Genomic DNA, 26,245 nt, shown 5'->3' on the forward strand with positions numbered 1-26,245 from the left:
CGCTTAGAATTCGTGGGTTGCCTGGATCTCAAAGCCAATGGAGATCGAGTGTGGGAGGTGGCAAGCCCCCCCACATTTGGATCGCATTTCAATCATCAGCCTGTTTGGCCGCTGGCAGGGTGAAACCCGACACCGACCTGCGCAACTGGCTGGCCATCTTCGCTAAGTTGCCGATGCTTTCGGCGGTAGCGGTGGAGCCCGATGACGTCTGCGTGGTGATCTGCTGGATCACGTTCATGGTCAGGGAGATCTGTCCCGCCGATGAGGTCTGTTGCTGCGCCGCGTTGGAGATGCTCTGGATCAGCGCGGCCAGGGTTTTCGATACGCCTTCGATCTCTTCCAGCGCCACCCCGGCGTCCTGGGCCAGCCGTGCACCGCGCACCACTTCGGTGGTGGTCTGTTCCATGGAAATGACGGCTTCGTTGGTGTCGGCCTGGATCGCGCGCACCAGGGTTTCAATCTGCCGGGTGGCCGCCGACGAACGCTCGGCCAGCCGTTGCACTTCATCGGCCACCACCGCAAAGCCGCGCCCGGCATCCCCGGCCATGCTCGCCTGGATCGCGGCGTTGAGGGCGAGGATGTTGGTCTGGTCGGCAATGTCGTCGATCAGGCTGACGATGTCGCCAATCTCCTGGGACGACTCGCCCAGGCGCTTGATGCGCTTGGCGGTGTCCTGGATCTGTTCGCGGATGTTGTCCATGCCGTGGATGGTGTTGTGCACCACCTCGTTGCCTTTGTTGGCGATTTCCACCGAACGTTCCGCCACCGCCGATGATTCGGCGGCGTTGGCCGACACCTGGTCGATGGACTGGGCCATCTGGTTGATCGCGGTGGAGGCTTCGGCGATCTGCTGGGCCTGATGCTCGGAGGCCTGGGCCAGGTGCATGGCGGTGGCCTGGGTCTCTTGCACGGCACCCGCCACTTGCCCGGCGGTGAGGTTGATGGTGGCCACCAGGTCGCGCAGCTGGTCCACGGAATAGTTGATGGAGTCGGCGATGGTGCCGGTGAAGTCTTCAGTCACCGAGGCGGTCACAGTGAGGTCGCCGTCGGCCAGGTCTTCGATTTCATCGAGCAGGCGCATGATCGCGTTCTGGTTGCGCTCGTTCTTCTCGGCGGTCTCGTGCAGTTGGCGGTTGGTTTCGCGCACCATCACCAGGCCGATCAGGATGATCGAGGCCAGCGCCAACAGGCCCAGCACATAGCCGCCGATGGTGTCGAAGCTGCGTCCGCTGGCGAGGTTTTCAAAACCGGTGGCCAGGTGCGAGGCTTCATCGAGCAGGGTTTGCGACAGGTTGAAAATATTGCTCGCCGAGGCGCGGACCTGGAACAGCTGCGGCGAGGTTTCGAGGATTTCATCCACGGAGCCGGAGACAAACTCGAACAACTCGGCGATTTCCGCCAGCCGCGCGCGGGCATCGCGGTCTTCTACCTGAGTGATGCGCAGCCCGGGGTTGCCGTTGAGCATGCCATTGAGCACCTGCCCGAAGCGATTGGCGTCGCGGCCAAAGGTGTCGGCGGCCTGGACGGCGGTTTCGTCACCGGCCAGCACCGTGTTGACCGCGCCCAGGATACGTTCGGCCAGCAGCGACTGGCGCTGGGCCAAGGCCACCTGGCTGGCCGGCGCGCCGCGTTGCAGCAGGATGTCGACGACCTTTTCCGACTCCATCTGCAATTGCGGTACGGTTTCGGCGAGGGTCGCGGCCACTTGGTGCAGGGACAGCACGGTCTGTTCGCTGGCGAGGATCGCGTCGGTGTTTTTCAACAGCGCTTCCCAGTCCGTCTGCACCGCGCGCATTTCGGCGCGGACCGCACTGGGCGCAGCGGGCAGGCCGGTTTCCGGGTCGCCTTTTTTCAGGTAACCCCAGCGCTGGGCAAAATCGTTGCGCGCGTCGCCCAACAGCTTGAATGCGGCGGCCTTGCCGGCGGCGGCCTCGGTAGCGTTCTTGGCGATGCGTTGAGACAGCACGCGCAGTTCACCGGCGTGGCCGATGTACTGCTTGTCGTAGGTGGACTGGGTGTTGAGGTAAGCAAAGTTGGCGAACAGCAGCATGATGAATACGATCAGCGCGATAAACAGCACGATGATCTGTGAACGGCTGCGCGAGCCGGCCTGGGGTTTGGGCGTAGTAGCGGTGGTCATGCGGCGACATCCATGAAGCCAGGGGCCTGGGCCAGGGCGAAGGGGCTGAAGACCTGCCACAGCGGCTCGCCGTCGAATTGGCCCTGGATAAATGGCGCGCCGGGGCTGGGGCTCGCCAGCAAGGCGTCTTGTGCAAAATGCTGCATCCCCACCACCTCGTCTACCAACAGCCCGACAAACAGATCGTTGTATTCCACCACCAGCACCCGCCGTTGCTTGCGCGCCTTGGACAGCTCAAGGCCAAGGAAGCCGCCGAGGTCCATCACCGGCAGCAAACGCCCGCGCAGGTTAGCAACACCCCTGACCCAGGCCTTGACCCCGGGCATTAAAGTGCAACGCGGCTCATGCAGGACTTCGGCGACTTCGCCCATGGGCGCGACATACCAATGCTGCCCCAGGCGAAAGCCAATCCCGCTCCAGCGTTGCAGGCGGGTTTCCTGGGATGGCAGGTCGGCGGCCAGCAGGCGGCAGCGGCGGTCGATGTCCAGCAACAACTCGAAGGCGGTTTGCGACTCGGTCATGATGGCGTGCCGTCAGCCGGCCAGCACCTTGTTCAGGGTGGCGATCAGGGTTTCCTCGTCCACAGGCTTGGTCAGGTAATCCTTGGCACCCTGGCGTGCGCCCCAGATCTTGTCGGTCTCCTGATCCTTGGTGGTAATGATGATGATCGGGATGCCGTTGGTTTCCGGCTCCTTGGACAGCTGGCGGGTGGCCTGGAAGCCATTGAGGCCCGGCATCACGATGTCCATCAGCACGGCGTCAGGCTTTTCCTGGCGGGCCAGGGCCACGCCGTCGGCGCCGTTCTCGGCCTTGAGGACCTGGTGGCCGTGCTTTTCCAGCATGCCGGTCAGTTTGTACATTTCGGTCGGCGAATCGTCGACGATCAGAACACGTGCCATGGTTTTCCCCACTACATTGGTCGGCGCCGGCCCTTGTGAGGCGGCGTCAGTGTGCTTGTTCCACTGCGGCGAACCCGGGCACATAGGCCTTGATCGCACTCAGCAGTTCTTCCTTGCTGAAAGGCTTGGTCAAAAACTGATCGACACCCACGATGCGCCCCTTGGCCTTGTCGAACAGACCGTCCTTGGAGGACAGCATGATCACCGGGATCGACTTGAACACCGGGTTGTTCTTCACCAGGGCGCAGGTCTGATAGCCATCCAGGCGCGGCATCATGATGTCGACAAAGATAATGTGCGGGTGATGATCCACAATCCGGGCCAGGGCATCGAAACCGTCGATGGCCGTGATGACATCGCAGCCCACGTTCTTCAACAGCGTCTCGGCGGTGCGGCGGATCGTCTTCGAATCGTCGATCACCATCACTCTCAAGGCGTTGGAATGCTGTTCCATATCTGCTCTACCATCGCCACAGCGAATCGGTTTTCGGTGTGTACTGCCTGATGTTGCACAGGATGAGCGCCGCAGGCCTTGGAATTCAAGGGCTGCTGCGCCGTGGCAGTCTTTTTAGCACAGTCTCGGGGAGCAATCTATCGAGGCACCCGCCCGGTGGTTTTTCCTTGACCCACAACAGCCGCAGCGCCACTCTGACGTCACTTTTATGCGCCCCAATTTTGCTAGAGGAAATCCCCCATGAGCGTTCGCGTCGGCATTGTCATGGACCCTATCGCCAGCATTTCCTATAAAAAGGACAGCTCGCTGGCCATGCTCCTGGCCGCCCAGGCCCGCGGCTGGAGCCTGTTCTATATGGAGCAGCGCGACCTTTACCAGGGCGCCGGCGAGGCCCGTGCACGCATGCGCCCGCTGCAGGTGTTTGCCAACCCCGAGAAGTGGTTCGAACTGCAGGACGAAATCGACAGCCCCCTGAGCGACCTCGACGTGATCCTGATGCGCAAGGACCCGCCGTTCGACATGGAGTTCGTCTACTCCACCTACCTGCTGGAGCAGGCCGAACGTGCCGGCGTGCTGATCGTCAACAAGCCGCAAAGCCTGCGTGACTGCAATGAAAAGCTGTTCGCCACGTTGTTCCCGCAGTGCACACCGCCCACCGTGGTCAGCCGTCGTGCCGACGTGCTGCGTGAATTTGCCGCCAAGCACGGCGATGTGATCCTCAAGCCGCTGGACGGCATGGGTGGCACCTCGATCTTCCGTCACCGCGCCGGCGACCCCAACCTGTCGGTGATCCTCGAAACCCTGACCGCCCTGGGCACCCAGCAAATCATGGGCCAGGCCTACCTGCCGGCGATCAAGGACGGCGACAAACGCATCCTGATGATCGACGGCGAGCCGGTGGATTACTGCCTGGCGCGTATTCCGGCGGCAGGCGAGACCCGTGGCAACCTGGCGGCAGGCGGTCGAGGCGAAGCGCGGCCGTTGTCCGACAAAGACCGCTGGATCGCCAGCCAAGTTGGCCCGACCCTGCGGGAAAAGGGTTTGCTGTTTGTAGGCCTTGACGTAATTGGGGAAAACCTCACCGAAATCAATGTCACCAGCCCGACCTGCATTCGCGAGATCGACAACGCATTTGGCACGAACATCGGCGAAATGTTGATGGCCGCCATCGAACGCAAGCTGCAGGCCAAGTGATATAGAACAGCCGGACACACACCAACATTGCGCTATCATGCCCGACCTGTGAAACGCGCGATGTTGGTTTTCTTGTCATGACACTCCCGTCCGATCTGCCCTCCGAACTCTCCCACAGCGGCGTGCGCCCGGCTGATCGGCTCGGATTTACCCTGTTTCTTGCGGCATTGATTCACCTGGCCTTGATCCTCGGCGTGGGTTTCACCATGGTCGAGCCCAAGCAGATCACCAAGACCCTGGAAATCACTCTCGCCACGTTCAAGAGCGAAAAGAAGCCCGAGAAGGCGGACTTTATCGCCCAGGACAACCAGCAGGGCAGTGGCACCCTGGACAAGAAGGCGATCCCCAAGACCACCGAAGTGGCGCCCTTCCAGGACAACAAGGTCAATAAGGTCACACCGCCGCCGGCGCCCAAGCCTGAAGTCAAACAGGCCACGCCCAAGCCCACGGTGACCACCGTCGCACCCAAGCCGCAAAAAGCCCCGGTCCAGCGCGAGAAAACCAAGACCGAGCCGCAACCCGAGCCCGTGAAGCCGGCACCGACGTTCGACAGCTCGACACTGTCCGACGAAATCTCCAGCCTGGAAGCCGAACTGGCCCATGAACAACAGCTTTACGCCAAGCGCCCACGCATTTACCGCCTGAACGCCGCCTCGACCATGCGCGACAAGGGCGCCTGGTATAAGGACGAGTGGCGTAAGAAGGTCGAGCGCATCGGTAACCTGAACTACCCGGAAGAGGCACGGCGCCAGCAGATCTACGGCAATTTGCGTCTTTTGGTGTCGATCAACCGCGACGGCACCTTATATGAAGTGCAGGTGCTGGAATCGTCCGGTCAGCCGCTGCTGGACCAGGCCGCCCAACGCATCGTGCGCCTGGCCGCGCCCTTTGCCCCGTTTACCGGGGACTTGAACGATGTGGACCGCCTGGAAATCATCCGCACCTGGAAGTTTGCCAAGGGTGATCGCCTTTCCAGCAACTGAACGCGCCGTCCTACAGAAAAGCCGACAGCACTGTATTCGGGTCACGTCCAGCTTGTCAGTTCGCCCCTCCAACGCCACACTAGCGGACATGAAAAATGTCAGCCCGACCTACCTCAAGCACCAATTCCTGATCGCCATGCCCCATATGGCCGACCCGAACTTTGCGCAGACCTTGACCTACATCGTCGAGCACACGGCCAATGGTGCCATGGGGTTGGTGGTGAACCGCCCGCAGGCGCTGAACCTGGCCGATATCCTTGAACAGCTGCGTCCGGAGGTCGACCCGCCGGCCCGTTGCCAGGGCGTGCCGATCTACATCGGCGGGCCGGTGCAGACCGATCGCGGCTTTGTGCTGCACCCCACCGGGCCGAAGTTCCAGGCCACGGTGGACCTGGACGGAGTCTCGCTGTCCACCTCCCAGGACGTGCTGTTCGCCATCGCCGACGGCGTGGGCCCTGAGCAAAGTGTAATCACCCTGGGTTACGCCGGCTGGGAAGCCGGGCAGCTGGAAGCCGAACTGGCCAGCAATGCCTGGCTGACCTGCCCGTTCGATGCCGACATCCTGTTCAACACCGCAAGCGAACTGCGCCTGGAAGCCGCCGCGGCCAAGCTGCGGGTCAACCTCAGCCTGCTGACCAGCCAGGCGGGGCACGCCTGATGGCCTTGCGTTTGATCCTCGGCTTTGACTACGGCACCAAGCAGATCGGCGTAGCGGTCGGCCAGGTCATCACCGGCCAGGCCCGCGAGCTGTGCACCCTCAAGGCCCAGAACGGCATACCGGACTGGAACCAGGTCGAAGCCCTGATCAAAGAGTGGAAGCCCGATGCCGTAGTGGTCGGCCTGCCCCTGAACATGGACGGCACCCCCAGCGACATGTGCCTGCGCGCCGAAAAGTTCGCCCGCCGTCTTAACGGCCGCTACAACCTGCCCTTCTATACCCACGATGAACGCCTGACCACCTTTGAAGCCAAGGGCGAACGCCGCGACCGTGGCGGCCAGAAAGGCAGCTACCGCGATAACCCGGTGGACGCCATCGCCGCCGCCTTGTTGTTACAGGGCTGGCTGGACGAAAACACTGCTTTATTTGAATCCTGACTGACGCGGCCTGCCTGTCGCTTTTTGTAGGAGCGAGCTTGCTCGCGAAAAACGTCAACGATAACGCATGAAACCTGGATGAACACGGTGCCTGTGAGTTCTTCGCGAGCAAGCTCGCTCCTACACACTATCGCCTGCCTTGAAGGAGCCACCATGAGCCTGCCAAACCCCGCCGAACTGATCCGCCAGATGGCGGTTAGCCTCAAGACGCACCTGGAACACCGTGGCATCAGCGAACCGCGCTTTATCGGTATTCGCACCGGCGGTGTGTGGGTCGCCCAAGCGTTGCTGGACGAACTGGGCAGCGACTCACCCTTGGGTACCCTGGACGTGTCCTTCTACCGCGACGACTTCAGCCAGAACGGCCTGCACCCGCAAGTGCGCCCGTCTGCCCTGCCGTTCGAGATTGAAGGCCAGCACCTGGTGCTGATCGACGATGTGCTGATGAGCGGCCGTACCATCCGCGCCGCCATGAATGAATTGTTCGATTACGGGCGCCCGGCCAGCATCACCCTGGTCTGCCTGCTGGACCTGGACGCAGGCGAACTGCCCATCAGCCCGGACGTGGTTGGCGCCACGCTGTCCCTTGAGGCCAGCCAGCGAGTAAAATTGTCCGGTCCCACGCCGCTCGAACTCGAACTGCAAGACCTTGCCCTTTAAACCGCCTTGTAAAGAGTCCCCGCGATGACGCCTCTAGATGCCAAGCGCCCGCTGCAGCTCAATGCTCAGGGCCAGTTGCAACACTTCTTGTCCCTCGACGGTTTGCCCCGCGAACTGCTCACCGAAATCCTCGACACCGCCGACTCGTTCCTCGAGGTTGGCGGCCGGGCGGTGAAGAAAGTCCCGTTGCTGCGCGGCAAGACCATCTGCAACGTGTTCTTCGAGAACTCCACCCGTACACGGACCACCTTTGAACTGGCGGCCCAACGGCTGTCGGCCGACGTGATCACGCTGAACGTGTCCACCTCGTCGGCGAGCAAGGGCGAGACCCTGCTCGACACCCTGCGCAACCTGGAAGCGATGGCCGCCGACATGTTCGTGGTGCGCCACGGCGACTCCGGTGCCGCCCACTTCATTGCCGAGCACGTGTGCCCGCAGGTGGCGATCATCAACGGCGGCGACGGCCGTCACGCCCACCCGACCCAGGGCATGCTCGACATGCTCACCATACGTCGGCACAAGGGCAGCTTCGAAAACCTCTCGGTGGCCATCGTCGGCGACATCCTGCACTCACGGGTGGCACGCTCGAACATGCTGGCCCTGAAAACCCTGGGTTGCCCGGACATCCGCGTGATCGCACCGAAAACCCTCTTGCCCATCGGCATCGAGCAATACGGCGTGAAGGTCTACACCGACATGACCGAAGGCCTCAAGGATGTGGACGTGGTAATCATGCTGCGCCTGCAACGCGAACGCATGTCGGGTGGCCTGCTGCCGAGCGAAGGCGAGTTCTACCGCCTGTTCGGCCTGACCACCGCACGCCTGGCCGGCGCCAAGCCGGACGCCATCGTGATGCACCCGGGGCCGATCAACCGAGGCGTGGAGATTGAGTCGGCGGTGGCCGACGGCAGCCAGTCGGTGATTCTCAACCAGGTCACGTATGGCATCGCCGTGCGCATGGCGGTGTTGTCCATGGCCATGAGCGGGCAAACCGCGCAACGTCAATTCGAGCAGGAGAAGGCCCAGTGAAGCTCAGCATTCTCGGCGCCCGAGTCATCGATCCGGCCAGTGGCCTGGATCAGGTTACCGATCTGCACCTGGAGGCCGGCCGGATCATCGCCATCGGCGCCGCGCCCGGTGCTTTCAGCCCCAGCGAGACCATCGATGCCAAAGGCCTGGTGGCCGCGCCCGGCCTGGTGGACCTGAACGTCGCCCTGCGCGAGCCGGGCTTCAGCCGCAAAGGCAATATCACCAGCGAGACCCGCGCGGCCGCAGCCGGTGGCGTCACCAGCCTGTGCTGCCCACCGCACACCAAGCCGGTGCTCGACACGTCGGCCGTGACCGAGCTGATCCTCGACCGTGCCCGTGAGGCCGGCAATTGCAAAGTGTTCCCCATCGGCGCCCTGAGCAAAGGCCTGGAAGGCGAACAACTCGCCGAACTGATCGCCCTGCGCGATGCCGGTTGCGTGGCGTTCGGCAACGGCCTGGAGAGTTTCCGCAGCACCCGCACCCTGTGCCGCGCCCTGGAATACGCGGCCACCTTCGACTTGACGGTGATCTTCCACTCCCAGGACCGCGACCTGGCCGAAGGCGGCCTGGCCCATGAAGGTGCGGTCGCCAGCTTCCTCGGCTTGCCGGGCATTCCGGAAACCGCTGAAACCGTAGCCCTGGCCCGTGACCTGCTGCTGGTGGAACAAAGCGGCGTGCGTGCGCACTTCAGCCAACTGACCAGCGCCCGGGGCGTGGCCCTGATCGCCCAGGCCCAGGCCCGTGGCCTGCCGGTGACGGCAGACGTGGCGTTGTATCAGTTGCTGCTGACGGATGAGGCGCTGATCGACTTCTCCAGCCTTTACCACGTGCAACCGCCGCTGCGCACACTGGCCGATCGTGACGGTTTGCGTGCGGCAGTGAAATCGGGGGTGATCTCGGCGATTTCCAGCCACCACCAGCCCCATGAGCGCGATGCCAAGCTGGCGCCGTTCGGCGCGACGGAGCCGGGCATCAGCAGCGTGGAGCTGTTGCTGCCGCTGGCGATGACGTTGGTGGAAGACGGTTTGCTGGACCTGCCGACACTGCTGGCGCGCCTGAGCGCAGGCCCGGCCGAGGCCTTGCGCCTGCCGGCGGGCAAGCTGGCGGTGGGGGCGGCGGCAGATCTCGTGCTGTTTGATCCGGCCGGCTCCACGGTTGCGGGCGAGCACTGGCTGTCCAAGGGTGAAAACTGCCCGTTCATCGGCCATAGCCTGCCGGCGAGCGTGCGCTACACCTTGGTGGACGGGCGCATCAGCTATCAGGCTTGAGCCACTAAAACCTGTAGGAGCGAGCTTGCTCGCGAAGAACGAATAGACAATGCGGGCTACCTGATAGCGCTGCGTTATCGTTAACGTTCTTCGCGAGCAAGCTCGCTCCTACAGGTTATTTATGATCTACCGGCCGCCGTTGCGCTCGGCATTGCGGATCGAAACCTGGGTATTCAAGGTCCAGAAGTCATACAGCACTCCCACCAGGAACAAGCCGCCGGTCAGCAGGTAGATCAGGCCGGTGATCCATTTGCCCTGGTACATGCGGTGCACGCCGAACACCCCCAGAAACGCCAACAGAATCCACGCCACGTTGTATTCGATAGGCCCAGCGGTAAAACGCAGGTCCGCTTCACGGTCCATGGCCGGAATCAGGAACAGGTCGATCAGCCAGCCGATCCCCAGCAAGCCGAGGGTGAAAAACCAGATCGTTCCAGTGACCGGTTTGCCGTAATAGAAACGATGGGCCCCGGTAAACCCGAAAATCCAGAGCAGGTAACCGATCACCTTGCTGTGGGTGTCTTGCTGCGGACCAACCTGTTGATAGGTGTTCATGGAGTACCTCTTTTGCTTCGATAGATAAATTTTTTCACTTTCTTTGTGACTTTTTTACAGGCGCCCGACGTACGGCAAATGGTATCTTCCCTCCCCTGAAAGCCTTATGCCACCTGACTTGTGTAGGACAATCGCGGCGAATCGTCGCGTTTTTCCTGAGTTTGACCCCAAGGTTCAGTCGACAAACGGCCTGAGAACGACACAAAAAGCTGTTATAAAGTTGCGCGCAAACCCATAAGAGCCACGCCTAATGCGACCATTTTTAAAGACATGGCTAACCATTTGCCTATTAATGCCACTGGCCGCCCACGCCACCAATCGTGAGCAACGACTTCCGAACGTCAACGGTTTCACCCCTAAAGTCCACAGCGCGCCCAGCACTGCCAAATCGGCAAAGCCGACCGTCAGCCGCCCGACTCAACTGAGCAAGGCCCACGGTAAAGCAGTTCCAGGCCTGATGGCAGTCAACACCAGGCAAAGCAGCACCGTCCTCAGCCGCGCCGTAAACGTGCTCGGTACTCCTTATCGTTGGGGCGGCAGCAGCCCAAGTAAAGGGTTCGACTGCAGCGGCCTGGTGAAATATGCGTTTAACGACGTAGCGGCCGTGGATCTGCCGCGCACCTCCAACGCCATGGCCGCCGGTCATGGGCAGAAGGTTGAGCGCAAGGACCTGAAACCGGGTGACCTGTTGTTCTTCAAACTGAAGAGCCGCCAGGTGAACCACGTAGCCATCTACCTGGGCAACGACCGCTTCATCCACGCACCGCGCCGTGGCAAGTCGGTCAGCATCGACACGCTGAAAAAGCCGTTCTGGGACAAGAACTACGTGATTGCCAAGCGGGTTCTGCCGAAAGAGCAGAATACCTTGCGGGTAGTACAACGCTGATCTGAAGCTGGAATGCAGTAGTACATGTGGGAGGGGAGCAAGCCCCCTCCCACATTTGATGTGTGTCGTCCACACCCCTCAGATATCCCCAGGCACCCTCGCCTTCTCCCGCGCCTCTTCCCGGCTGATCACGCCTTCCGTGACCAACGCCTTCAAGCTCATATCCAACGTCTTCATGCCCAACGCGCCGCCGGTCTGAATCGCCGAGACCATCTGCGCCACCTTGTCTTCGCGGATCAAGTTACGAATAGCCGGCGTGCCCAGCATGATTTCATGGGCCGCCACCCGCCCGCCGCCAACCTTCTTGACCAGCACCTGGGACACCACCGCCTGCAACGACTCCGACAGCATCGAGCGGACCATGGCCTTTTCCCCCGCCGGGAACACGTCCACCAGCCTGTCCACGGTCTTTGCCGCCGAGGTGGTGTGCAGGGTGCCAAATACCAGATGCCCGGTCTCCGCCGCCGTCAGGGCCAGGCGGATGGTTTCCAGGTCGCGCAGTTCGCCCACCAGGATCACGTCGGGGTCTTCGCGCAGCGCCGAACGCAAGGCCAGCGAGAAACTATGGGTATCTCGATGCACCTGGCGCTGGTTGATCAGGGCGGTTTTCGGCGTGTGGATAAACTCGATGGGGTCTTCCAGCGTGAGGATGTGCTGGCGCCGATGCTGGTTGAGGTAATCGATCATCGCCGCCAGGGTAGTGGACTTGCCGGAGCCGGTGGGGCCCGTCACCAGCACCAGGCCGCGCGCAAGCTGGGCGATACGCTGGAACACTTCCCCCAGGCCGAGGTTTTCCAGGCTCTGGACCTCGGCCGGGATGGTGCGAAACACCGCGCCCATGCCGCGATCCTGCTGGAATACGTTCGCCCGGAACCGCGCCACGCCCGGCAACTCGAAGGCAAAATCCGTTTCAAGAGATGTTTCGAAATCCTTTTGTTGGTAGCGGTTGAGCAACGGGCTCAATAAATCCGCTACTTGCGGGGGTGAAAGCACCGGCCAATCCAACGGCCAGACCTCACCATCAATACGCAGCATAGGCGCCATACCGGCCGACAGATGCAGGTCGGAAGCGCCGCGACGCACGCCGGCCTGCAGTAATTCAGTGATATCCATAGGGCTTTCCATTTCCAGTAGAATGCCGCGGACTCCATATCCACGGGCGCATCTTGAATGTCGACGATAGCAGACAACATCGGCCAGGTTAGCCAGCGCATCCGCGCCGCAGCCGACGCCGTGCAACGTGACGCAAACAGCATCCACCTGCTGGCCGTGAGCAAGACCAAACCCGCCCAAGCCGTGCGTGAAGCCTATGCCGCCGGGATGCGTGATTTTGGCGAAAACTATCTGCAGGAGGCCCTGGGCAAGCAGGCCGAATTAACCGACCTGCCCTTGAGTTGGCACTTCATCGGCCCCATTCAATCGAACAAGACTCGCGCCATCGCCGAGAATTTCGCTTGGGTGCATTCCGTGGACCGTCTCAAAATTGCACAACGCCTGTCCGAGCAACGCCCGGTGGACCTGCCTGCGCTGAATATCTGCATCCAGGTCAATGTCAGTGGCGAGGCCAGCAAGTCCGGCTGCACCCCCGCCGACCTGCCGGCCCTGGCCAACGCCATCAGCGCCCTGCCGCGCTTGAAGCTGCGGGGCTTGATGGCGATTCCCGAGCCGACGGACGATCGGGCCGAACAAGACGCCGCGTTTTCCAGCGTGCGCGACCTGCAAAACAACCTGAACCTGCCGCTCGACACACTTTCCATGGGCATGAGCCACGACCTTGAGTCGGCCATCGCCCAAGGCGCCACCTGGGTGCGGATCGGTACCGCCCTGTTTGGCGCCCGCGACTACGGCCAGCCATGAAATGGCTGACATCCATCTAAGTAAGGACCTGTCATGAGCAACACGCGTATTGCCTTTATCGGCGCCGGCAACATGGCGGCCAGCCTGATCGGCGGCCTGCGGGCCAAGGGCCTGGAAGCGGCGCAGATCCGCGCCAGCGATCCGGGCGCCGAGACCCGTGCCCGCGTCAGCGCCGAGCACGGTATCGAAACCTTCGCCGATAACGCCGAAGCCATCCAAGGTGTCGATGTGATCGTGCTGGCGGTCAAGCCACAGGCCATGAAGGCCGTGTGCGAAAGCCTGCGCCCAAGCCTTCAGCCACACCAACTGGTGGTGTCGATCGCCGCCGGTATCACCTGCGCCAGCATGAACAACTGGCTCGGCGCGCAACCGATCGTGCGTTGCATGCCCAACACCCCGGCGCTGCTGCGCCAGGGTGTGAGCGGTTTGTACGCCACCCACGAGGTGACCGCCGAGCAACGTGACCAGGCCCAGGAACTGCTGTCCGCCGTGGGCATCGCCCTGTGGCTGGAACAGGAGCAGCAACTGGACGCGGTCACCGCCGTGTCGGGCAGCGGCCCGGCTTACTTCTTCCTGCTGATCGAGGCCATGACCGCCGCCGGCGTGAAACTGGGCCTGCCACAGCAAGTCGCCGAGCAACTGGCCGAGCAAACCGCCCTGGGCGCCGCGAAAATGGCTGTCTCCAGTGAAGTGGACGCTGCCGAGTTGCGCCGTCGCGTCACCTCCCCCGGCGGCACCACGCAGGCTGCCATCGAATCGTTCCAGGCCGGGGGCTTTGAAGCCCTGGTGGAAAAAGCACTGGGTGCCGCAGCACATCGTTCGGCTGAAATGGCCGAGCAGCTGGGCAAATAGTCGTCCCCCTACAAAGGAATAAATGATGCTTGGACTCAATGACGCCGTCATCTTCATCATCCAGACCTTGGGCAGCCTGTACCTGCTGATCGTGCTGATGCGTTTTATCCTGCAACTGGTGCGGGCGAACTTCTACAACCCGCTGTGCCAATTCGTAGTGAAGGCCACCCAACCGCTGCTCAAGCCCCTGCGTCGAGTGGTCCCGAGCATGTTCGGCCTGGACATGTCGTCGCTGGTGCTGGCGCTGCTGCTGCAGATCCTGCTGTTCGTGCTGGTCTTGATGCTCAAGGGCTACCTGCCTTACACCGTGCTGCTGTTGCCATGGGCACTGATCGGGATCTTCTCGTTGTTTTTGAAGATCATCTTCTGGTCGATGATCATCAGCGTGATCCTGTCCTGGGTCGCGCCGGGTAGCCGCAGCCCAGGTGCCGAGCTGGTGTCTCAGATCACCGAGCCGGTGCTCGCGCCGTTCCGCCGCTGGGTGCCCAACCTGGGCGGCCTGGATATTTCGCCGATCTTCGCGTTTATCGCGATCCAACTGATACAAGGCTGGGGCATCCCGTACCTGGCTGACTTCGCGAACATGCCCAAGGAACTGTTCGGACTGATCTGACAGGCGGAGCAAATGCAGGAGGGGCGGGGCGACGATTCGACTTGCTCCCTCCCACATTTGGCCTTTGCTTGCCGCTGGGTGCATCGGTCTTTAGACTTACGCCTCATTTAAACGAGAGCAGGGTCGATGCCAACTGCCTTCCCCCCCGATTCTGTTGGACTGGTCGTGCCCCAAGTGGCGCACTTCAGCGAACCACTGGCCCTGGCCTGTGGTCGTTCGCTGCCTGCCTATGACCTGATTTATGAAACCTACGGCCAACTGAACGCCACGGCGAGCAATGCCGTGCTGATCTGCCACGCCCTCTCCGGTCATCATCACGCCGCTGGTTTCCACAGCGTTGACGAGCGCAAGCCTGGCTGGTGGGACAGTTGCATCGGCCCCGGCAAGCCCATCGACACCAACAAGTTCTTTGTCGTCAGCCTGAACAACCTCGGCGGCTGCAATGGCTCCACCGGCCCCAGCAGCCTCAACCCGGAAACCGGCAGGCCGTTCGGCGCCGACTTCCCCGTACTCACCGTGGAAGACTGGGTGCACAGCCAGGCGCGCCTCGCCGACCTGCTGGGTATCCGGCAATGGGCCGCGGTGATCGGCGGCAGCCTGGGCGGCATGCAGGCCCTGCAATGGACCATCACGTATCCGGATCGCGTGCGCCATTGCCTGGCCATCGCCTCGGCGCCCAAATTGTCGGCGCAGAACATCGCCTTCAACGAAGTGGCGCGCCAGGCCATCCTCACCGATCCCGAGTTCCACGGCGGTTCGTTCCAGGAAGCCGGTGTGATCCCCAAGCGCGGCTTGATGCTGGCGCGAATGGTCGGGCACATCACCTACCTGTCCGATGACTCCATGGGCGAGAAATTCGGCCGTGGCCTCAAGAGCGAGAAGCTCAACTACGACTTTCACAGCGTCGAGTTCCAGGTGGAAAGCTACCTGCGTTATCAGGGCGAGGAGTTCTCCGGGCGTTTCGACGCCAACACCTACCTGCTGATGACCAAGGCCCTGGACTACTTCGACCCGGCAGCCAACCACGACGACGACCTGGCGAAAACCTTCGAGGGCGCCACCGCCAAGTTCTGCGTCATGTCGTTCACCACCGACTGGCGCTTCTCGCCGGCTCGCTCCCGAGAGCTGGTGGATGCGCTGATGGCGGCCAAGAAAGACGTCTGCTACCTGGAGATCGATGCACCGCAAGGCCATGACGCCTTCCTGATTCCGATCCCGCGCTACCTCCAGGCTTTCAGCAACTACATGAACCGCATTACTTTGTGAGAACGCCATGAGAGCCGACCTGGACATCATCCAAGACTGGATCCCCGCCGGCAGCCGCGTGCTCGACCTGGGCTGCGGCGATGGCGAACTGCTGAGCTGGCTGCGCGACAACAAGCAAGTCACCGGCTACGGCCTGGAAAACGACCCGGACAACATCGCCCAGTGCGTGGCCAAGGGCATCAACGTGATCGAGCAGGACCTGGACAAGGGCCTGGGCAACTTCGCCAGCAACAGCTTCGATATCGTGGTGATGACCCAGGCCCTGCAAGCGGTGCACTACCCGGACCGCATCCTCGACGAAATGCTGCGCGTGGGTCGCCAGTGCATCATCACCTTCCCCAACTTCGGGCACTGGCGCTGCCGCTGGTACCTGGCGACCAAGGGCCGCATGCCAGTCTCGGATTTCCTGCCGTACACCTGGTACAACACGCCGAACATCCACTTCTGCACCTTCGAAGACTTCGAAGCCCTGTGTGGCGAGCGTGAAGCCAAGGTGATCAACCGCCTGGCCGTCGATCAACAGCATCGTCACGGCTGGGCAAGCAAGCTATGGCCCAATCTGTTGGGCGAAATTGGTATCTATCGGGTCAGCAGCCCTGGCCTGACGGATCACAAGATTGCCGTCTAATCATTTTCAAGAGGGACGATCATGAGTCGCTTGGCTATTTTTCTACTGACTGCATGCCTGGGCGCCAGCGCCATGGCGGCGGACACTATCGACGCTAATCGCAAGAAAGACTTCGGTGATATCACCGTTCATTACAACACCTTCACCTCCAGCTTCCTGCAGCCGGAAACCGCCCAGAAAGTCGGCGTGGTGCGCAGCAAGGAGAAGGGCTTGATCAATGTGACCGTGATCAAGGGCGTAACCCCGGTGGCAGCGCAAGTGACAGGCACCATCAAGGACCTGGGCGGCAAGAGCGAGATCCTGACGTTCAAGCAAATCGACGAGAAAGGCGGGATCAATTACCTCGCGCCGTACTCCGTGACGCAGCGGGAATACAAGACGTTTACCATCAATGTGGAAACCGGCGGCAAAGCCCATAGCTTCCAATTCAACCAGGAACTGTTTCCGGCGGAATGATGAACCTTACTCAACTCGTATTGGCCAGCCATAACGCCGGCAAGCTCAAAGAACTCCAGGCCATGCTCGGCGAATCCGTGCAGCTGCGCTCCATCGGCGAGTTCAGCCAGGTGGAGCCGGAAGAGACCGGCCTGTCGTTCGTCGAGAACGCCATCCTCAAGGCGCGCAATGCCGCACGCATCTCGGGCCTTCCGGCGCTGGCGGACGACTCTGGCCTGGCGGTGGACTTCCTCGGCGGCGCGCCGGGTATCTACTCGGCGCGTTATGCCGATGGCAAGGGCGATGCGGCCAACAACGCCAAGCTGCTGGACGCGCTCAAGGACGTGCCGGACGCGATGCGCGACGCGCAGTTCGTCTGTGTGCTGGCTTTGGTGCGGCATGCCGATGACCCGCTGCCGATCCTCTGCGAAGGCCTGTGGCACGGGCGCATCCTGCACGCGGCCAGCGGTGAGCACGGTTTTGGCTATGACCCGCTGTTCTGGGTGCCGGAGCGCAATGTCTCCAGTGCCGAATTGAGCCCGGCCGACAAGAACCAGATCAGCCACCGTGCCCGCGCAATGGATTTGCTGCGCCAGCGCCTGGGCTTGAAATGACCCGGAACACCTCCGCGCAGCCGCTGATCCACGGTGGCGCGCAAACACCTCGGGCGGCGCTGCCGGTGCTGCCGCCCCTGGCGCTGTACATCCACATCCCGTGGTGCGTGCGCAAATGCCCTTACTGCGACTTCAACTCCCACACCGCCAGCAAGGTGCTGCCGGAAGAAGAGTATGTGGACGCCTTGCTGGCCGACCTCGATCAGGACCTGCACGCGGTGTATGGGCGCGAACTGAGTTCGATCTTCTTCGGCGGCGGCACGCCAAGCCTGTTCAGCGCTGCGGCGCTGGGCCGATTGCTCAAAGGCGTGGAAGCACGCATCCCGTTTGCCGGCGACATCGAGATCACCCTGGAAGCCAACCCCGGCACGTTCGAGCAAGAGAAGTTCGTCGCCTACCGCGCGCTGGGGATCAACCGGCTGTCCATCGGCATCCAGAGCTTCCAGCAGGAAAAGCTTGAGGCCCTGGGCCGCATCCACAACGGCGACGAAGCCGTACGCGCCGCCGGGATGGCGCGCCAGGCCGGGTTCGACAACTTCAACCTGGACCTGATGCACGGCTTGCCAGACCAGTCCCTGGACGATGCGTTGAGCGACCTGCGCCAGGCCATCGCGCTCAAACCCACACACCTGTCCTGGTACCAGTTGACCCTGGAACCCAACACCGTGTTCTGGAACCAGCCGCCCGCGCTGCCGGAAGACGACACCCTGTGGGACATCCAGGAAGCCGGCCAGGCGCTGCTGGCCGAACACGGTTACGCACAATACGAAGTGTCGGCCTACGCCCAGCCCGGGCGCCCGGCGCGACATAACCTCAACTACTGGAGCTTCGGCGACTTTATCGGCATCGGCGCCGGCGCCCACGGCAAGCTCAGCCATCCGGACGGGCGCATTGTGCGCACCTGGAAGACCCGCGCGCCGAAGGACTACCTCAACCCGGCCAAAAGCTTCCAGGCCGGGGCGAAGGAGCTGACCAACGAAGAGTTGCCGTTCGAGTTCCTGATGAACGCCCTGCGCCTCACCGAGGGCGTCGACGCCACGCTCTACGCCGAACGCACCGGCCTCGACCTGGCGAGCCTCGACGAGGCGCGGCGCGAGGCAGAACAAAGTGGCTTAATGCAGGTCGAACCGTCACGCCTGGCGGCCACCGATCGCGGGCAACTCTTTCTCAATGACCTGTTGCAGAAGTTTTTGAGCTGATCGCTCTAAGGAAATCGAATGGATCTGGTACTCGACCTGCTCGCCACGGTATCCCGCTGGAGCCGCAGCAACCTGTCGGAAATCTCCCTGGCCCTTGTGGGCTGTTTGCTGGTGCTGTTTGGCGCCGACATCAAGGGCTGGGTCGAAGCACGCCTGGGCAGCGTTGCCGGCGCGTTGCGCGTACCGTTGATGGCCCTGCTGTGCATGATCGGCAGCGGTGCGGCGCTGATCTATGCGACGCCGTGGATTGTGCGGGGATTGAGCCAGTTCAATAACTACAGCCTGGCGCCGGTGCTGGTGGTGGTGCTGGTGTTGATTGGCGTCGTCGCCGATCGCCGCTGACCTCAAATCCAACACAAAACAACTGTGGGAGGGGGCAAGCCCGCTCCCACATTTTTTACTGCATTCCAAGCCAGGGACTTGTCAGTCGACTTTCTCGAACTTCAAATCCCAAACCCCATGCCCCAGCCGCTCACCACGCCGCTCGAACTTGGTGATCGGGCGTTCGGCCGGGCGTGGTACGCATTTGCCGTCTTGCGCCAGGTTGCGGTAGCCAGGGGCAACGTCCATCACTTCCAGCATGTATTCGGCATAGGGTTCCCAGTCGGTAGCCATATGCAGGACACCGCCGACTTTCAGCTTGCTGCGCACCAGCTCCGCGAAGGAGGCCTGGACGATGCGGCGCTTGTGGTGACGGCTCTTGTGCCATGGGTCGGGGAAGAACAGCATCAGGCGGTCGAGGCTGTTGTCGGCGATGCAGCGGTTGAGCACTTCGATCGCGTCGCAGTCATAGACCCGCAGGTTGGTCAGGCCTTGAGTCAGCACGCCATTAAGCAGCGCACCGACACCTGGGCGGTGGACTTCCACGCCGATGAAATCCTGTTCCGGCGAGGCCGCGGCCATTTCCAGCAGGGAGTGGCCCATGCCGAAACCGATTTCCAGGGAACGCGGGGCCGAACGGCCGAACACCTGGTCATAGTCCACCGGCGCATCGGCCAGGGGCAGGACGAACAGCGGCGTACCTTGCTCCAGGCCCTTTTGCTGGCCCTCGGTCATGCGGCCGGCGCGCATCACAAAACTCTTGATGCGGCGGTGCTTGGACTCGTCGCCTTCTTCCACGGTGTTCGGCGTTTCGTTTGATTCAGTCATCAATGGCTCTTACTTGATCAGACCATCCAGCGGCGAAGAGGCGCTGGCGTAGAGTTTTTTTGGCATGCGCCCGGCAAGGTAGGCCAGGCGGCCGGCGACGATGGCGTGTTTCATGGCTTCGGCCATCAGCACCGGGTGCTGGGCGTGAGCGATGGCCGAGTTCATCAGCACCGCGTCACAGCCCAGTTCCATGGCGATGGTGGCGTCGGAGGCGGTACCGACACCGGCGTCCACCAAGACCGGGATCTTGGCTTCTTCGAGGATTATCTGCAGGTTGTACGGATTGCAGATACCCAGCCCGGAACCGATCAGGCCGGCCAGCGGCATCACGGCGATACAGCCGATTTCGGCCAGTTGGCGGGCGATGATCGGGTCATCGCTGGTGTAGACCATCACGTCAAAACCTTCCTTGACCAGGGTTTCTGCGGCCTTGAGGGTTTCGATCACGTTGGGGAACAGGGTTTTCTGGTCAGCCAGCACTTCCAGCTTGACCAGGTTGTGGCCGTCGAGCAGTTCACGGGCCAGGCGGCAGGTACGCACGGCTTCGATAGCGTCGTAGCAACCGGCGGTGTTCGGCAGGAAGGTGTAGCGATCCGGCGACAGCACGTCGAGCAGGTTCGGCTCGCCCTCGATCTGGCCGAGGTTGGTGCGGCGCACGGCGAAGGTCACGATCTCGGCGCCCGAGGCTTCGATGGCCTGGCGGGTTTCTTCCATGTCGCGGTACTTGCCGGTGCCGACCAGCAGACGGGACTGGTAGGTACGACCGGCCAGGACGAAGGGCTTGTCGTTGCGAACGATGCTCATGGGAAATCCTCGAAATGGGGTGAGGTTCTGCAGAATCCGGGGCTACATAAACGCGCGGGACTAGCCGCCGCCGATGGCGTGGACCACCTCGACCTGGTCACCCTCGGTGAGCGTGGTCTCGGCGTGCTGGCTACGCGGGACGATATCCAGGTTGAGTTCCACTGCGACGCGACGCCCGGTCAGGTCCAGGCGGGTCAGCAGGGCCGCAACGGTTTCACCGTCGGGCAGTTCAAGGGATTCGCCGTTCAACTGAATGCGCATGCCAGGGGCCGCCATCGTTTTTAGGGGCCAGCATTCTAGCGCGATTGGGACCTGAAGGTCAGCTTCAAGCGTCAAGCGGTCACAGTGGCAAGCGCCATGCTGCCAGCCCCAACAGGAACCAGCCAGACAGGAAGGCCAGGCCCCCGAACGGCGTGATGATGCCGAGCTTGCTGATGCCGGTCATGGTCAGCACATACAAGCTGCCGGAGAACAACAGGATCCCGACTACGAACGAGATGCCAGCCCACGTTACCAGCCGGCCCGGCAGGTGCGCGGCCAGCAACGCCACGCCGAACAGCGCCAGGGTGTGCACCAACTGATAAGTCACGCCGGTGTGAAAGATCGCCAGGTACTCGGCGCTGAGGCGGCTTTTCAGGCCATGGGCGGCGAACGCACCGAGGGCGACACCGGTGAAGCCGAAAAAGGCAGCCAGCATCAGAAAGCTACGCAGCATGAGGAACTCCAGTCAGACTCATTGGACAGGGTCTGTATAATGGCCCGCTCAACGGGTTCGGCCAAGCCATCTCTATGCTGCGTGTCCTCTTCAAACGCCTTCTCAACGTCGTGAAATGGTTTGCCATCGGCAGTGTTCTGCTGGTGCTGCTGTTCCGTGTCGTACCGCCGCCCTTCACCGCGCTGATGGTGGAGCGAAAGGTCGAATCCTGGTTCGACGGCGAACCCATTGACCTGCAACGCACCTGGGTGCCGTGGGACGAGCTCTCCGACGACCTGAAAGTGGCGGTGATGGCCGGTGAAGACCAACGCTTCCCGCAGCATTGGGGCTTTGATTTCGGCGCGATCCAGGCAGCGCTCCTGCACAACGAGCGCGGCGGTTCGATCCGGGGCGCGAGCACTCTGAGCCAGCAGGTGTCGAAAAACCTGTTCCTGTGGGCGGGTCGCAGTTATTTGCGCAAAGGCCTGGAAGCCTGGTTTACCGGGCTGATCGAGGTGTTGTGGCCCAAGCAGCGGATTCTTGAGGTGTACCTCAACAGCGTGGAATGGGATGAAGGCGTGTTTGGCGCGCAAGCGGCGGCGCGACATCACTTTGGCGTAAGTGCCAAGGGGTTATCACGGCAGCAGGCCAGCTACCTGGCGGCGGTGTTGCCTAATCCACGGGTGTGGAGTGCCAGCCATCCGACCGCGTATGTGGCGCGACGGGCAGCCTGGATTCGCCAGCAGATGAGCCAGCTGGGCGGAGAGGGTTACTTGGTGGAACTGAACAATTCCCGCAAAGCGCCTTGGTCCGACTGATACAACACAAAACAAATGTGGGAGGGGCTTACCCCCTCCCACATGTTCAGGCGGCGATCGACAACTTCAGCTTGTTCATCGCGCTTTTCTCAAGCTGGCGAATGCGCTCGGCCGACACGTTGTACTTCTGCGCCAGGTCGTGCAGCGTGGCTTTTTCTTCCGCCAGCCAGCGCTGGTAGAGGATGTCACGGCTGCGGTCGTCCAGCACTTCCAGCGCTTCGTGCAGGTTGTGGTTGGAGTTGTCGCTCCAGTCGGCGTCTTCCAGTTGACGCGCCGGGTCGTACCGGTGGTCTTCCAGGTAATTGGCCGGCGATTGGAAAGCGCTGTCGTCGTCCGCTTCGGCGGCCGGGTCGAAGGCCATGTCATGGCCGGTCAGGCGGCTTTCCATCTCGCGCACTTCACGGGGCTCAACGCCGAGGCTTTCGGCCACGCGGTGGACCTCCTCGTTGTTCAGCCACGCCAGGCGTTTTTTCTGGCTGCGCAGGTTGAAGAACAGCTTGCGCTGGGCCTTGGTGGTCGCGACTTTCACGATGCGCCAGTTGCGCAGGATGAACTCGTGGATTTCCGCCTTGATCCAGTGCACGGCAAACGACACCAGGCGCACGCCCATCTCAGGGTTGAAGCGCTTTACAGCCTTCATCAGGCCGACGTTGCCTTCCTGGATCAGGTCAGCCTGGGCCAGGCCGTAGCCGCTATAGCTACGGGCGATATGTACGACAAAACGCAGGTGGGCGAGCACCATCTGCCGAGCCGCCCCCAAATCCTGCTCATAGTAGAGACTCTCGGCCAGTTCACGCTCCTGCTCGGGCGTCAGCAATGGAATGCTGTTGACCGTGTGCACATAGGCTTCCAGGTTCGCACCCGGGACCAAGGCATAAGCAGGTTGCAAAGAAGTGGTCATACGAAAAAACCTCCGACTCACATAACTCGTGCAGTTCAGCACTGCGAAAATTGACCGGGAACCGTAGGACAAGTTCCCTAAACCACTGATACGGTCAATACAAACGAAACCACATTACCCTGACATTAACTACTTCGGTGCCAGCTCGCGTAAATGCCGTGCGACCGCAATCCAGGCACCGATATAACCCAACAATACCGCGCCAAGCAAGAGCGACAGACCATCGGCAACCGGCACCCCCGCCAGGGCAAAATCGCTGCCGTACAAGCCGGCAAGCCCGACAACCGCGTCGTTCAGCCAGTTCAGGCCGAATGCCAGCACGCCCCAGGACAAAATCCCCGCACCCAGGCCATAAAGCGCGCCCATGTACAGAAAAGGCCGACGCACATAGCTGTCCGTGCCGCCGACCAGTTTAATCACTTCTATCTCGGTGCGACGGTTTTCAATATGAAGACGAATGGTATTACCTATCACCAAAAGTAATGCAGACACCAACAGCACCGTCAGGCCGAATACAAAGCGGTCGCCCAGCTTGAGGATCGCCGCCAGGCGCTCCACCCAGACTAGATCAAGTTGCGCCTGTTGCACCTTCGGCATCTCTGCGAGTTTTTGTCGCAGGGCTTCAAGGCCCGCCTTGTCGACTTCATTCGGCGTCACCAGCACCACGCCCGGCAGCGGGTTCTGCGGCAGCTCTTTCAGCGCCTCGCCCAGGCCGGACTGTTGCTGGAACTCCTCAAGGGCCTGGTCGCGGCTGACGTACTCGGCGTCCGCGACGCCCGGCATGTTCTTGATATCGTCCCGTAGTGCTTCGCCTTCCTTGGTGCTGGCATCCAGGTTCAGGTACAGGGAAATCTGTGCCGCACGCTGCCAGGAACCGCCCAGGCGCTCGACATTATTAAGCAGCAGCGACAAGCCCATCGGCAGGCTCAGGGCCACGGCCATCACCAGGCAGGTAAAAAAGCTGCCGATCGGCTGCTTGCCCAGGCGACGCAGGCTGTCCAGCAGGCTGGCGCGATGGCTTTCGATCCAGGCGCGCAGCAGGGTACTGAAGTCCGGGCCGTCATCGTCGTCGTGTTTTTTCTTTTTCGGCTGCGGATCGGCCGGTTTCGGCGCCACGCGCTCGGAAACCTTGGGGCTACGTGTTGCACTCATACGCCAGCCTCCCCGTCACCGATCAGGCGACCGCGTTGCAGGGTCAGCATGCGATGGCGCATGCGGGCGATCAGCGCCAGGTCATGGCTGGCGATCAGTACGCTGGTGCCCAGACGGTTGATGTCTTCGAATACGCCCATGATCTCGGCCGCCAGGCGCGGGTCGAGGTTACCGGTGGGTTCGTCCGCCAGCAGCAAGGCCGGGCGATGGACGATGGCGCGGGCAATGCCGACGCGCTGTTGCTGGCCGGTGGACAGGTCGCCGGGGTAGAGGTCGGTCTTGTCCGACAGCGCCACGCGCTCCAGAGCCGAATCCACGCGCTTGACGATTTCGGCCTTGGACAACCCAAGAATCTGCAACGGCAGGGCAATGTTGTTGAACACCGTGCGATCGAACAGCAACTGGTGGTTCTGGAACACCACGCCGATCTGGCGGCGCAGGAACGGGATCTGCGCATTGCTGATGGTGGCCAGGTCCTGGCCCGCCAGCAGCAACTTGCCCGTGGTCGGGCGTTCCATGGCCAGCAGCAGGCGCAACAGCGTACTCTTGCCGGCCCCCGAGTGACCGGTGACAAACAAGAACTCGCCGCGACGCACTCGAAAGCTCAGCTCATGCAAGCCCACATGCCCGTTGGCATAGCGTTTACCGACCTGTTCGAATCGAATCATGAACGCTCCCGCTCGGCAAACAGTGCCTGGACAAAGGGTTCGGCTTCAAAGGTGCGCAGGTCGTCGATGCCTTCACCGACGCCGATATAACGAATCGGCAACCCGAACTGCTTGGCCAGGGCGAAGATCACGCCACCCTTGGCCGTGCCGTCGAGCTTAGTCAAGGCCAGGCCGGTCAGTTGGACCGTCTGGTTGAATTGCTTGGCCTGGCTGATAGCGTTCTGGCCGGTACCGGCGTCCAGCACCAGCAACACCTCGTGCGGGGCGTCTGCGTCGAGCTTGCCGATCACGCGGCGGACTTTCTTCAGCTCTTCCATCAGGTTGTCTTTGGTGTGCAGGCGACCGGCGGTATCCGCGATCAGCACGTCGATGTTACGAGCCTTGGCGGCTTGCACGGCGTCGAAGATCACCGAGGCGGAATCGGCACCGGTGTGCTGGGCGATGACCGGGATCTTGTTGCGCTCCCCCCAGACCTGCAATTGCTCGACGGCAGCGGCGCGGAAGGTGTCACCGGCGGCGAGCATGACTTTCTTGCCTTCCGACTGCAGCTTCTTGGCCAGTTTGCCGATGGTGGTGGTCTTGCCGGCGCCGTTGACACCCACGACCAGGATCACGAACGGCTTGTTCGGGGTGATCACCAACGGTGCTTCCACGGGTTTGAGCATCGCAGCCAGCTCGGCCTGCAAGGATTTGTAGAGGGCGTCGGCATCGGTCAGCTGCTTGCGTGCGACTTTCTGAGTCAGGCTCTGGATGATCACAGCGGTGGCTTCGACGCCAACGTCAGCGGTCAGCAGGCGGGTTTCGATGTCTTCCAGCAGCTCATCGTCGATGACTTTCTTGCCGAGGAACAGGCTGGCCATGCCTTCGCCGATGCTGGCGCTGGTCTTGCTCAGGCCTTGCTTGAGGCGGGCGAAGAAGCCGGTCTTGCTGGTTTCGGTGGAGGCGACGGGCGGTTCGATGACGGCGGGAGCGGCAACCACCGGCTCCACTAGCGCAGGCACGGGGGCGGGCGCTTCGACAACGACCGGCTGCGGCTCAACGGTCACCGGAATCGGCGGCACCACATGCTCGGCCTGCACATCTTCAACCAGCGCCACAGCCTCTTCGGGCACCGGCAGCTCAGGCCACGGCTTGTGTTCGGGCTCAGGCTCCACCTCGGCCACCGGCTGCAACACCGGCTCAGCCATCGGCAACACCACCGGCGCCGGCGCTTCGGCAACGGGCTCGGCTTCTACTATAGGCTCGGGGATCGGCTCAGCTTGAACCTGTGGCTGTTCAGCGACGGTTTCCTGCGGCTTTTTGCGCAGCCATCCGAACAGGCCTTTCTTCTCGCCAGCCGCAGCTGGGGTCTTCTTGTCGTCGTTGGAACCAAACATGGAGACGGCTATCTCAAGGTAGCGACGCGCCAAGGGGCACATCGGTAAATAAAATT

Annotated in this window: 32 protein-coding genes; 18 read left to right on the forward strand and 14 right to left on the reverse strand. The window is 62.0% G+C overall.

Annotation, left to right across the window (positions count from 1 at the left end):
• Nucleotides 1-88: 88 nt before the first annotated feature.
• The 4 genes from BLW22_RS27780 to pilG are packed head-to-tail and all read right to left on the reverse strand — an operon-like array spanning nucleotide 89 to nucleotide 3,493.
• Nucleotides 89-2,140: a methyl-accepting chemotaxis protein gene (locus BLW22_RS27780; protein ID WP_065923843.1), complete on the reverse strand. Its 2,052-nt coding sequence runs from the start codon at nucleotides 2,138-2,140 to the stop codon at nucleotides 89-91.
• Nucleotides 2,137-2,661 carry a chemotaxis protein CheW gene (locus tag BLW22_RS27785; RefSeq protein WP_065923844.1) on the reverse strand — a complete coding sequence of 175 codons (525 nt, stop codon included), beginning with the start codon at nucleotides 2,659-2,661 and terminating at the stop codon, nucleotides 2,137-2,139. The genes BLW22_RS27780 and BLW22_RS27785 overlap by 4 nt, the downstream gene beginning before the upstream one ends.
• A gap of 12 nt (nucleotides 2,662-2,673) precedes the next feature.
• A complete protein-coding gene (gene pilH / locus BLW22_RS27790; protein ID WP_014720320.1) occupies nucleotides 2,674-3,039 on the reverse strand; it encodes a twitching motility response regulator PilH in 366 nt (121 codons plus the stop codon).
• A 46-nt stretch (nucleotides 3,040-3,085) separates the two neighbouring features.
• On the reverse strand, nucleotides 3,086-3,493 hold the full coding sequence (pilG, locus tag BLW22_RS27795; RefSeq protein WP_027606081.1) for a twitching motility response regulator PilG: 408 nt from the start codon (nucleotides 3,491-3,493) through the stop codon (nucleotides 3,086-3,088).
• 240 nt (nucleotides 3,494-3,733) lie between these two features.
• Between pilG and gshB the strand changes: the two genes are divergently transcribed.
• The 7 genes from gshB (at nucleotide 3,734) to BLW22_RS27830 (ending at nucleotide 9,722) form a co-directional block, all read left to right on the forward strand.
• Nucleotides 3,734-4,687 (forward strand): glutathione synthase, encoded by a 954-nt coding sequence (gene gshB / locus BLW22_RS27800; protein WP_074847820.1) that lies wholly within the window; start codon nucleotides 3,734-3,736, stop codon nucleotides 4,685-4,687.
• Between the two features lie 77 nt (nucleotides 4,688-4,764).
• Complete coding sequence (locus BLW22_RS27805; RefSeq protein ID WP_065923846.1) at nucleotides 4,765-5,670, forward strand: energy transducer TonB; 906 nt, start codon at nucleotides 4,765-4,767, stop codon at nucleotides 5,668-5,670.
• Between the two features lie 88 nt (nucleotides 5,671-5,758).
• Entirely contained in the window at nucleotides 5,759-6,328 is a 570-nt protein-coding gene (locus BLW22_RS27810; protein ID WP_027606084.1) for a YqgE/AlgH family protein, read from the forward strand.
• Complete coding sequence (ruvX, locus tag BLW22_RS27815; RefSeq protein ID WP_005792259.1) at nucleotides 6,328-6,765, forward strand: Holliday junction resolvase RuvX; 438 nt, start codon at nucleotides 6,328-6,330, stop codon at nucleotides 6,763-6,765. The genes BLW22_RS27810 and ruvX overlap by 1 nt, the downstream gene beginning before the upstream one ends.
• Nucleotides 6,766-6,918: 153 nt before the next feature.
• A complete protein-coding gene (gene pyrR / locus BLW22_RS27820; RefSeq protein WP_065923847.1) occupies nucleotides 6,919-7,425 on the forward strand; it encodes a bifunctional pyr operon transcriptional regulator/uracil phosphoribosyltransferase PyrR in 507 nt (168 codons plus the stop codon).
• Between the two features lie 24 nt (nucleotides 7,426-7,449).
• On the forward strand, nucleotides 7,450-8,454 hold the full coding sequence (locus tag BLW22_RS27825) for an aspartate carbamoyltransferase catalytic subunit (protein WP_027606086.1): 1,005 nt from the start codon (nucleotides 7,450-7,452) through the stop codon (nucleotides 8,452-8,454).
• Nucleotides 8,451-9,722, forward strand: coding sequence for a dihydroorotase (locus BLW22_RS27830; protein WP_065923848.1), 1,272 nt, complete (start codon nucleotides 8,451-8,453; stop codon nucleotides 9,720-9,722). Before BLW22_RS27825 ends, BLW22_RS27830 begins: the two co-directional genes overlap by 4 nt.
• 126 nt (nucleotides 9,723-9,848) lie before the next feature.
• On the opposite strand, the gene BLW22_RS27835 is transcribed toward BLW22_RS27830, so the two are convergent.
• Complete coding sequence (locus BLW22_RS27835; RefSeq protein WP_027606088.1) at nucleotides 9,849-10,277, reverse strand: NINE protein; 429 nt, start codon at nucleotides 10,275-10,277, stop codon at nucleotides 9,849-9,851.
• 250 nt (nucleotides 10,278-10,527) lie between these two features.
• On the opposite strand from BLW22_RS27835, the gene BLW22_RS27840 reads away from it, so the two are divergent.
• On the forward strand, nucleotides 10,528-11,163 hold the full coding sequence (locus BLW22_RS27840) for a C40 family peptidase (RefSeq protein WP_027606089.1): 636 nt from the start codon (nucleotides 10,528-10,530) through the stop codon (nucleotides 11,161-11,163).
• Between the two features lie 78 nt (nucleotides 11,164-11,241).
• Here BLW22_RS27840 and BLW22_RS27845 read toward each other — a convergent pair whose 3' ends face one another.
• Complete coding sequence (locus tag BLW22_RS27845; protein WP_065923849.1) at nucleotides 11,242-12,276, reverse strand: type IV pilus twitching motility protein PilT; 1,035 nt, start codon at nucleotides 12,274-12,276, stop codon at nucleotides 11,242-11,244.
• Nucleotides 12,277-12,333: 57 nt separating this feature from the next.
• Here BLW22_RS27845 and BLW22_RS27850 point away from each other — a divergent pair, with 57 nt between their 5' ends.
• The 9 genes from BLW22_RS27850 to BLW22_RS27890 all read left to right on the forward strand — a co-directional run bounded on the left by BLW22_RS27850 (nucleotide 12,334) and on the right by BLW22_RS27890 (nucleotide 18,969).
• Nucleotides 12,334-13,020: a YggS family pyridoxal phosphate-dependent enzyme gene (locus tag BLW22_RS27850; RefSeq protein ID WP_065923850.1), complete on the forward strand. Its 687-nt coding sequence runs from the start codon at nucleotides 12,334-12,336 to the stop codon at nucleotides 13,018-13,020.
• A gap of 33 nt (nucleotides 13,021-13,053) precedes the next feature.
• Complete coding sequence (gene proC / locus BLW22_RS27855) at nucleotides 13,054-13,872, forward strand: pyrroline-5-carboxylate reductase (RefSeq protein ID WP_027606092.1); 819 nt, start codon at nucleotides 13,054-13,056, stop codon at nucleotides 13,870-13,872.
• A gap of 25 nt (nucleotides 13,873-13,897) precedes the next feature.
• Entirely contained in the window at nucleotides 13,898-14,485 is a 588-nt protein-coding gene (locus BLW22_RS27860) for a YggT family protein (RefSeq protein ID WP_065923851.1), read from the forward strand.
• Nucleotides 14,486-14,611: 126 nt separating this feature from the next.
• Nucleotides 14,612-15,751 (forward strand): homoserine O-succinyltransferase MetX, encoded by a 1,140-nt coding sequence (gene metX / locus BLW22_RS27865; RefSeq protein ID WP_027606094.1) that lies wholly within the window; start codon nucleotides 14,612-14,614, stop codon nucleotides 15,749-15,751.
• A gap of 7 nt (nucleotides 15,752-15,758) precedes the next feature.
• The gene (gene metW, locus BLW22_RS27870) at nucleotides 15,759-16,379 is read left to right on the forward strand and encodes a methionine biosynthesis protein MetW (RefSeq protein ID WP_017735309.1); all 621 of its coding nucleotides are present in this window, start codon (nucleotides 15,759-15,761) and stop codon (nucleotides 16,377-16,379) included.
• A gap of 21 nt (nucleotides 16,380-16,400) precedes the next feature.
• Entirely contained in the window at nucleotides 16,401-16,835 is a 435-nt protein-coding gene (locus tag BLW22_RS27875) for a DUF4426 domain-containing protein (protein ID WP_027606095.1), read from the forward strand.
• Nucleotides 16,832-17,428, forward strand: coding sequence for an RdgB/HAM1 family non-canonical purine NTP pyrophosphatase (gene rdgB, locus BLW22_RS27880; RefSeq protein WP_074847822.1), 597 nt, complete (start codon nucleotides 16,832-16,834; stop codon nucleotides 17,426-17,428). Before BLW22_RS27875 ends, rdgB begins: the two co-directional genes overlap by 4 nt.
• Complete coding sequence (gene hemW, locus BLW22_RS27885) at nucleotides 17,425-18,627, forward strand: radical SAM family heme chaperone HemW (protein WP_074847824.1); 1,203 nt, start codon at nucleotides 17,425-17,427, stop codon at nucleotides 18,625-18,627. Before rdgB ends, hemW begins: the two co-directional genes overlap by 4 nt.
• Before the next feature lie 18 nt (nucleotides 18,628-18,645).
• Entirely contained in the window at nucleotides 18,646-18,969 is a 324-nt protein-coding gene (locus BLW22_RS27890; RefSeq protein WP_010207241.1) for a DUF3392 domain-containing protein, read from the forward strand.
• Nucleotides 18,970-19,050: 81 nt separating this feature from the next.
• Here the strand turns inward: BLW22_RS27890 and trmB are convergent, their stop codons facing one another.
• The 4 genes from trmB to BLW22_RS27910 form a co-directional block, all read right to left on the reverse strand.
• Nucleotides 19,051-19,776 (reverse strand): tRNA (guanosine(46)-N7)-methyltransferase TrmB, encoded by a 726-nt coding sequence (gene trmB / locus BLW22_RS27895; RefSeq protein ID WP_065946517.1) that lies wholly within the window; start codon nucleotides 19,774-19,776, stop codon nucleotides 19,051-19,053.
• A 9-nt stretch (nucleotides 19,777-19,785) separates the two neighbouring features.
• Nucleotides 19,786-20,580: a thiazole synthase gene (locus BLW22_RS27900; RefSeq protein WP_065946518.1), complete on the reverse strand. Its 795-nt coding sequence runs from the start codon at nucleotides 20,578-20,580 to the stop codon at nucleotides 19,786-19,788.
• 60 nt (nucleotides 20,581-20,640) lie between these two features.
• Complete coding sequence (gene thiS, locus BLW22_RS27905; RefSeq protein ID WP_049711100.1) at nucleotides 20,641-20,841, reverse strand: sulfur carrier protein ThiS; 201 nt, start codon at nucleotides 20,839-20,841, stop codon at nucleotides 20,641-20,643.
• 79 nt (nucleotides 20,842-20,920) lie between these two features.
• Nucleotides 20,921-21,295 carry a DUF423 domain-containing protein gene (locus tag BLW22_RS27910; protein WP_074847828.1) on the reverse strand — a complete coding sequence of 125 codons (375 nt, stop codon included), beginning with the start codon at nucleotides 21,293-21,295 and terminating at the stop codon, nucleotides 20,921-20,923.
• Nucleotides 21,296-21,369: 74 nt separating this feature from the next.
• Here BLW22_RS27910 and mtgA point away from each other — a divergent pair, with 74 nt between their 5' ends.
• Entirely contained in the window at nucleotides 21,370-22,092 is a 723-nt protein-coding gene (gene mtgA / locus BLW22_RS27915) for a monofunctional biosynthetic peptidoglycan transglycosylase (RefSeq protein ID WP_065923856.1), read from the forward strand.
• Nucleotides 22,093-22,138: 46 nt separating this feature from the next.
• Here the strand turns inward: mtgA and rpoH are convergent, their stop codons facing one another.
• From rpoH to ftsY, 4 genes are all read right to left on the reverse strand, one after another.
• Nucleotides 22,139-22,993: an RNA polymerase sigma factor RpoH gene (gene rpoH, locus BLW22_RS27920; protein ID WP_003176698.1), complete on the reverse strand. Its 855-nt coding sequence runs from the start codon at nucleotides 22,991-22,993 to the stop codon at nucleotides 22,139-22,141.
• A 129-nt stretch (nucleotides 22,994-23,122) separates the two neighbouring features.
• The gene (gene ftsX, locus BLW22_RS27925; RefSeq protein ID WP_065923857.1) at nucleotides 23,123-24,145 is read right to left on the reverse strand and encodes a permease-like cell division protein FtsX; all 1,023 of its coding nucleotides are present in this window, start codon (nucleotides 24,143-24,145) and stop codon (nucleotides 23,123-23,125) included.
• Nucleotides 24,142-24,813 carry a cell division ATP-binding protein FtsE gene (gene ftsE, locus BLW22_RS27930; protein ID WP_003213784.1) on the reverse strand — a complete coding sequence of 224 codons (672 nt, stop codon included), beginning with the start codon at nucleotides 24,811-24,813 and terminating at the stop codon, nucleotides 24,142-24,144. Before ftsE ends, ftsX begins: the two co-directional genes overlap by 4 nt.
• On the reverse strand, nucleotides 24,810-26,189 hold the full coding sequence (gene ftsY, locus BLW22_RS27935) for a signal recognition particle-docking protein FtsY (protein WP_065923858.1): 1,380 nt from the start codon (nucleotides 26,187-26,189) through the stop codon (nucleotides 24,810-24,812). Before ftsY ends, ftsE begins: the two co-directional genes overlap by 4 nt.
• Nucleotides 26,190-26,245: the final 56 nt, after the last annotated feature.

The sequence above is a fragment of the Pseudomonas marginalis genome, assembly GCF_900105325.1.
GTDB classification, from domain to species: Bacteria; Pseudomonadota; Gammaproteobacteria; order Pseudomonadales; family Pseudomonadaceae; genus Aquipseudomonas; species Aquipseudomonas marginalis.